This window comes from Micromonospora sp. NPDC048894 (genome assembly GCF_040649765.1).
GTDB classification, from domain to species: domain Bacteria; phylum Actinomycetota; class Actinomycetes; order Mycobacteriales; family Micromonosporaceae; genus Micromonospora; species Micromonospora antibiotica.
Genome location: NZ_JBEZFY010000016.1, coordinates 62,564 through 69,028, shown reverse-complemented (window position 1 = coordinate 69,028; position 6,465 = coordinate 62,564). Strand labels below are relative to the sequence as shown.

Genomic DNA, 6,465 nt, shown 5'->3' with positions numbered 1-6,465 from the left:
CCCGACCGGGGTCGGTCGTCCCCGACCGGGGTCGGTCGTCCCCGACCGGGGTCGGTCGTCCCCGACCGGGGTCGGTCGTCCCCGACCGGGGTCGGTCGTCCCCGACCGGGGTCGGTTACTCGTTCTCGACCGGTGGTCGGTTACTTGTCCCCGACCGCCGGTCGGCACCGACCGCCGGGTGGTCACCTGTCGCTGACCGGTGGTCGGTTACTTGTTCTCGACCGGCATCGGGCAGGAGCCCTCCGGCGCGGTCGGCGCGCCCAGGTCGCCGAGGGACTGGTTGACCTCGGTGGTGGTGGCCAGCTGCTGGAAGCCGTCGCCCAGCACCACGTCGACCGTGTCGTCCTGGCGCTTCGCGTCGTAGTCGCGTTCGGCGTTGTCGAGGAAGAAGGCGCGCAGCAGGTGCGCGGAGCCGACGCCCTTGGGGCCGAAGCGCAGCAGCGCGACGCCGTCGAAGTGCGCGGCGTTGCCCTCCTTCTTGACCTGGAACTTCCGATTCCGGAAGTCGTCGCCCACGCTGCTGGCCAGGCCCGGCTCGCCGGTGCCGTTCAGGATATTGATCTTGACATCCTGGTAGGTGCGCAGGGACAGGTCGGCCAACGGCCAGCCCTCGGGGCATCCCCTGGCGTTGGCCCCGCTGCCCTGGGTGTCGCGGACCACGGCGACGACGACGAAGACCAGGGCGACGGCCGCCAGCAGTCCGACGACAACGAGTGCTCGCACTCGCGCAAAACTCATCTGGGCGCTCCCCGGACAGTGAGGTGGTGGCGGCGGACGTCGTCGGCGGGCGGTGTCGTCGGCCGTCGAGTACGCCGCTGAGGTTAACGGTTGTCCGGCAGTCGCGTGGAAACAGTCCGACATGCCGGCGCGCCAACCGGGAACGGGGTACTACTACCCCTATCTTCGTGTCGCCTGAGTCACATTGGGAACATCTTGGGTCCCGGGGGCGTACATCTCTGCCGCGAGGGCGGTATACATGCCTCGCCTGGGAGGGGGTAAGGTACCGCGCTCGTCGGTGCTTGCCCCGGAGACCTCGATCCAGAGGCCGTCGGGTGGGGCGACCGACACACATTGGTGGCCGGCCAGTGGGAACCGAAACAGCGTCGCCCGGCGTTACAACCGGAAGCGACAACATCGATATGGGAGAGTGAAACCGATGGCCACCGACTACGACGCCCCGCGTCGCGACGAGGTCGACCTCGGCGAGGACAGCCTGGAAGAGCTCAAGGCCCGGCGGGTCGACTCACAGTCGGGTGCCGTGGACGTCGACGAGGCCGAGGTGGCCGAGAGCTTTGAGCTGCCCGGCGCCGACCTGGCCGACGAGGAGCTGACCGTGAAGGTCCTCCCGATGCAGCAGGACGAGTTCCGATGTGGGCGCTGCTTCCTGGTGCATCACCGCAGCCAGTTGGCAGTCGAGCGCAACGGCGACCTGATCTGCCGTGAGTGCGTCTGAGTACCCACCCCACCGGCGGCGGCCTCCTCGCGGGGCCGCCGCTGCCCGAGCCGCCGTGCGCACACGGCGGGTTGCTGCTTGACTCGTACCGGCGTCCACCGGAACCGGTGGGACCTCGGGAGGGCAGGCAGATGAACGAGCACGGCGAGCGGCATGGCGAGTCCGACCCGGACGGGTCGCTGTCCGACGCCGGGCCGCCCGCCGCCGTACCCGAGGACCGGACCGCCGGGGCTGACCCGGCTGCCCGGCCCGGCGACGAGTTGGGCGCGACGGTGGCGGCGCTGACCGCCGACGACATCGCGCCCGCCCGCCGCCGGCAACTGCTCACCCGACTGGTCGGGCAGGCCCGTGGTCGAGGGCTGGGCGATCTGTTCAAGCCGCGGTCGGCGCTGCGTTGGATGGCCGACACGGTCGCCGACGTCGCGCCGCACGTCCCGGTCCGGGACCTGGCCACCCTGCGGCTGCACTTCCCCGGTCTGGACGACGAGGCGCTCGCCGACCGGCTCGTCCGCAACGCCGCCCGGGCCACCGCCGGGGTGGGTGCGGCCGGCGGCGGCGTCGCCGCGGTGGAGTGGGCCGTCGCGCCGACCCTGCTCTCCGCGCCGGTGCTGCTCGCCGCCGAGACGGTGGCCGTGGTGTCGATCGAGCTGAAGCTGATCGGCGAGCTGCACGAGATCTACGGGGCGCCGCTGCCCACCGGCACGACCCCCAGGACCGTCGCCCTGCTCCAGTCCTGGGCCAGCCAGCGCGGAATCAACCCGATGGTGCCGGGCGCCGGGGTGGGTGCCGTGCTCGGTACCGCCGCCCGCAAGGAACTACGGGACACCCTGCTCAAGCGTTTCGGCCGCAACCTGACCACGCTGGGCCCGTTCCTCACCGGGGCCGCCGTCGCCAGCTACCTCAACCGTCGGGCCACCCGCTCGCTGGCCGACCAGCTCCGGCGGGACCTGCGCAAGCAGCGCCGGGAGCTGCCCCCCGGCGGGCTCCCCGCCCTGCCTTGACCTGCCCTGCCTTGACCCGCCCGCTGCACCCGCTCCGAACTGCCCTGCCCCGGGTGAGCCGGTCGGCCCTGCCCGCGAAGGAGCGGTCGACCCTGACCACGGGCGGGAAGGTCTGCCGGGAGCTGCCTCCCGGCGGGGCCGGCGGCGGCGTTCAGGCCGCGTCGCGGGCGGCCAGCAGGGCGGCGGCCAGCTCGGTCGGCCGGCGGGAACTCACCACCCAGAACGGGGTCGGGTCGGCCGGATCGTCGAGCACCACCTGCACCGCGCCGCCGATCCACGGTCGCTGCACCACGAAGGCCAGCGGGTCCGCGCCCACCCCGAGCACCTCGCGCCGGCCCTCGGCGTCGAGCGCGACGGCGTCGGCGACGTACCGCACGGGCAGGTGGGCGTCGTCGACCCACAGCTCACCGCCGTCGACCGCGACCCGGACCCGGCCCAGCCACCACAGCCCGGCCAGGACTGCCGGCAGCAGCAGCACGAACGGCAGCCAGGACCGCACCCCACCGGCACCCATCCACAGCTCGGCGGCGGCGAACCCGGCCAGGGCGAGCCCGGCCAGCCAGCACCACCACGGCAGGCGGAGCCGCTCGGAGTACGTCGGGGCGGCCGCGGCGCGCGGCGTCGACGACGACGGGGAAGGCGACAGGCTCACACTCGCAGGGTACGGAACACGACGGCCGGTCGACCCGGCAGGATGGCAGGGGCACCCCGTGAACGCCGACGGAAGAGGCAGAACGTGACCCACGTCGTACCCGTGCCCGTACGGCAGCTCGACCCGGAGCTGCCGCTGCCCGCGTACGCCCATCCCGGTGACGCCGGCGCCGACCTAGTGGCCGCCGCGGACGTCGAGCTGCCCCCGGGTGGCCGGGCCCTGGTCCCCACCGGTGTGGCGCTGGCCCTGCCGGAGGGCTACGTCGGCCTGGTCCACCCGCGCTCCGGGCTGGCCGCCAGGCTCGGCGTGACGGTGCTCAACGCGCCCGGTACGGTCGACGCCGGCTACCGGGGTGAGATCCTGGTCAACCTGATCAACCACGATCGGGACGCACCGGCGAAGATCTCCCGTGGCGATCGCATCGCGCAACTCGTTGTCCAGCGGGTGGAGCGGGCCGATTTCCAGCCGGTGGCGGTGCTGCCCGGGTCCCGACGGGGGACCGGCGGGCACGGGTCGACCGGCGGCCATGCCGGGCTCGTGCCCCCGCCCGGTGGCCCGGCCGGGCCCGAGGGTGCCGACCGGGCGGGCGAACGGACGGAAGAGGTGGCAGGGTGAGTGCGAACAGCGGAGGGTGGGCGCAGTGATCTTCTCCCGAAAGCGGGCCGACGGTGGGCGGCACGCCCGTGACCAGCGGGCCGACGTCCTCGACTCGTACGAGGCGGCGGGCCCGGCCCGTGGCCCGTACGACCTCGCCGAGGCACCGGACGACGTGCAGCGGCTCGACCTGGGCAGCCTGCACATCCCGGCGGTGCCCGGAGTCGAGGTGCGGGTGCAGGCCGACCCGCAGGGCGTCGTCCAGCAGGTCGTGCTGGTGAACGGCGACAACGCCCTCCAGCTCGGTGTCTTCGCCGCGCCCCGCTCCGAGGGCATCTGGGACGAGGTGCGCGAGGAGATCCGGCAGTCGCTGGTCGGCGACGGCGCCACCGTCCAGGAGACCCGAGGCGAGTACGGCGTCGAGTTGCACGCCCGGGTGCGTACCCCGGACGGGCCGACCGACCTGCGTTTCGTCGGCATCGACGGGCCGCGCTGGATGGTCCGGGGTGTCTACCAGGGCGCGGTCGCCACCGACCCGGCCGCGGCCGGCCCGCTCGCCACCTGCCTGGACGGCCTGGTGGTGGACCGGGGGCAGGAGGCGAAGCCGGTCCGTGAGCCGCTGCCGCTTCGGTTGCCCCGGGAGATGGCCGACCAGGCCGCCGAGGCCCCGAGCGAGAGCTGAGCGACCCCGTCCGGGCCGGAGGCCGTCACCCGAGGGTGGCCGCACCCGGCCCGGACCGCTGTCCGGCGTCGGACCGGGCCGTCGTCGACCGGGTGGTCGTCGGTCGGTCGGGTGGGCCTCGGTCGGGTGGTCGTCGGTCGGTCGGGTGGGCCTCGGTCGGGTGGTCGTCGGTCGGGTGGGCCCCGGGCTTCGGGCCGGGACCGGCACACCGCACCGACGCCGTCGGGGCCCGATCGGCGTACGCTGGCGGCACGGTCCCGCCCGGGGTCGGGGCAGCGCCGGTGCCGACCGGTCCACCTGGAGAGGGTGACGCGGAGGTCATGTCGACCGACGAGAGCAGGAAGTCACTGCGGGACATCCTGCGCCGGTTCACCGCCAGCGAGGCCGAGATCGAGGCGCAGGAGCTGCGCCGGGAGAGCGCCGAATCCGGTGGCGTGCTGGCCCGGCAGTGCATGCGGGGGCAGGTGGTCTCGGTCGCCGGGCGGCTCCGCACGGTGGTCTACACGCCGCGTACCAACCTGCCCACCCTGGAGGCGGACCTCTACGACGGCAGTGACGTGGTCACCCTGGTCTGGCTGGGTCGGCGGCACATCGCCGGCATCGAGCCGGGCCGGCACCTCACCGCCCGGGGCCGGGTGGCCGTCCGGGACGACCGCAAGGTCATCTACAACCCGTACTACGAGCTGGAGTCGCCGAAGTGACGACAGGACAGCCCCCGGCCACCGAGCCGCAGACCACCCCGACGGACGACGAACGGCTGCCCAGCCTCGCCGAGCAGATGGCCGACCAGTTGGGCGGCTGGCGCGGGCTGGTCGAGTCCAGCATCCCGGTGGTGGTCTTCGTGCTGGCCAACGTGGTCGGGGAGCTGCGGCCGGCGGTGATCGCCTCGGTCGGGGTGGCGCTGCTGATCGCGGTGGTCCGGCTGGTCCAACGCCGTCCGGTCCGGCACGCCGTCAACGGGCTCTTCGGCGTGGGCATCGGGGCGGCCATCGCCTGGCGTACCGGGGACGAACGGGACTTCTACCTCCCGGGCATCCTCTACGGCATCGGCTACGGCATCGCCCTGCTGCTCTCCGCGGTGATCCGGCAACCCCTGGTGGGGTGGATCTGGTCGGTGCTGGTCGCCAAGGGGCGCTCCGAGTGGCGCGACGACCCCCGGCTGGTGCGCACCTTCACCCAGCTCACCGTGCTCTGGGGAGTGGTGTGGCTGGCCAAGGTCGGGGTGCAGGCCGGGCTCTACCTGGCCCACCAGGACACCGCGCTGGGGGTGGCCCGGCTCGCCCTGGGCTACCCGCCGTACGCGCTGCTGCTGCTGATCACGGTCTGGACGGTGCGCCGGGTGACCCGGGAGAACGCCCCGACGCCGCTGCCGGGCGGCTGACTGGCAGCGCTCAGGTCGCGCCCCGGGTCCGTTCCACGCTGTCCGGGCCGAGGATCACCCCGCGCACGTCGTCCTCCACCTGGGCGGTGCACACGAAGATCAGCTCGTCGCCGGCCTCGATCGGGTCGTCGGGGCTGGGCACCAGCACCCGCTTGCCGCGCAGGATCGCCACCAGCGCGGCGTCCCGGGGGAGCGGCACGGCGTGGATCGGCTGGCCGACGTAGGGCGCGGTCGGCGGCAGGGTGATCTCCACCAGGTTCGCCTCGCCCTGCCGGAACGTCATCAACCGGACCAGGTCGCCGACGGTGACCGCCTCCTCGACCAGCGCGGCCATCACCCGGGGCTTGCTGACCGCCACGTCGACGCCCCACTGCTCGGTGAACAACCACTCGTTCTCGGCCCGGTTGACCCGGGCCACCACCCGGGGCACCGCGAACTCGGTCTTGGCCAGCAGGGACACCACCAGGTTGACCTTGTCGTCACCGGTGGCGGCGACCACCACGTCGCAGCCCGCGACGTTCGCCTCCTCCAGGCTGGCCAGCTCGCAGGCGTCAGCCAGCACCCAGTCGGCGGTGGGCACCCGGTCCGGGCGCAGCATCCGCGGCTGCCGTTCGATCAGCATCACCTGGTGGCCGTTGTCGATCAGCTCCTGGGCGATCGACCGGCCCACGTTGCCGGCGCCCGCGATGGCGATCCGCATGG

9 protein-coding genes are annotated in these 6,465 nt (G+C 73.5%); 6 read left to right on the top strand and 3 right to left on the bottom strand.

The annotated features are described in order from the left end of the window. Positions 1-207 precede the first annotated feature (207 nt). Positions 208-723 carry a LytR C-terminal domain-containing protein gene (locus tag AB0C22_RS26815; protein ID WP_208569585.1) on the bottom strand — a complete coding sequence of 172 codons (516 nt, stop codon included), beginning with the start codon at positions 721-723 and terminating at the stop codon, positions 208-210. A 433-nt stretch (positions 724-1,156) separates the two neighbouring features. Between AB0C22_RS26815 and AB0C22_RS26810 the strand changes: the two genes are divergently transcribed. Both AB0C22_RS26810 and AB0C22_RS26805 read left to right on the top strand, forming a co-directional pair. Further along, positions 1,157-1,453 carry a DUF4193 domain-containing protein gene (locus tag AB0C22_RS26810; protein WP_067315205.1) on the top strand — a complete coding sequence of 99 codons (297 nt, stop codon included), beginning with the start codon at positions 1,157-1,159 and terminating at the stop codon, positions 1,451-1,453. Positions 1,454-1,584: 131 nt separating this feature from the next. Then, a complete protein-coding gene (locus AB0C22_RS26805; protein WP_357537758.1) occupies positions 1,585-2,454 on the top strand; it encodes a hypothetical protein in 870 nt (289 codons plus the stop codon). 151 nt (positions 2,455-2,605) lie between these two features. On the opposite strand, the gene AB0C22_RS26800 is transcribed toward AB0C22_RS26805, so the two are convergent. Continuing rightward, on the bottom strand, positions 2,606-3,100 hold the full coding sequence (locus tag AB0C22_RS26800) for a DUF3093 domain-containing protein (RefSeq protein ID WP_357537824.1): 495 nt from the start codon (positions 3,098-3,100) through the stop codon (positions 2,606-2,608). 90 nt (positions 3,101-3,190) lie between these two features. Between AB0C22_RS26800 and dut the strand changes: the two genes are divergently transcribed. From dut to AB0C22_RS26780, 4 genes are all read left to right on the top strand, one after another. After that, positions 3,191-3,721 (top strand): dUTP diphosphatase, encoded by a 531-nt coding sequence (dut, locus tag AB0C22_RS26795; RefSeq protein ID WP_219470795.1) that lies wholly within the window; start codon positions 3,191-3,193, stop codon positions 3,719-3,721. A gap of 25 nt (positions 3,722-3,746) precedes the next feature. Continuing rightward, positions 3,747-4,382 carry a DUF3710 domain-containing protein gene (locus AB0C22_RS26790; RefSeq protein ID WP_208569536.1) on the top strand — a complete coding sequence of 212 codons (636 nt, stop codon included), beginning with the start codon at positions 3,747-3,749 and terminating at the stop codon, positions 4,380-4,382. A 320-nt stretch (positions 4,383-4,702) separates the two neighbouring features. Next, positions 4,703-5,083, top strand: a complete 381-nt coding sequence (locus AB0C22_RS26785) for an OB-fold nucleic acid binding domain-containing protein (RefSeq protein ID WP_208569535.1) — start codon at positions 4,703-4,705, stop codon at positions 5,081-5,083. Then, entirely contained in the window at positions 5,080-5,763 is a 684-nt protein-coding gene (locus AB0C22_RS26780; protein WP_219468678.1) for a DUF3159 domain-containing protein, read from the top strand. The genes AB0C22_RS26785 and AB0C22_RS26780 overlap by 4 nt, the downstream gene beginning before the upstream one ends. A 10-nt stretch (positions 5,764-5,773) precedes the next feature. Here AB0C22_RS26780 and AB0C22_RS26775 read toward each other — a convergent pair whose 3' ends face one another. Further along, complete coding sequence (locus tag AB0C22_RS26775; RefSeq protein WP_208569533.1) at positions 5,774-6,463, bottom strand: TrkA family potassium uptake protein; 690 nt, start codon at positions 6,461-6,463, stop codon at positions 5,774-5,776. Positions 6,464-6,465: the final 2 nt, after the last annotated feature.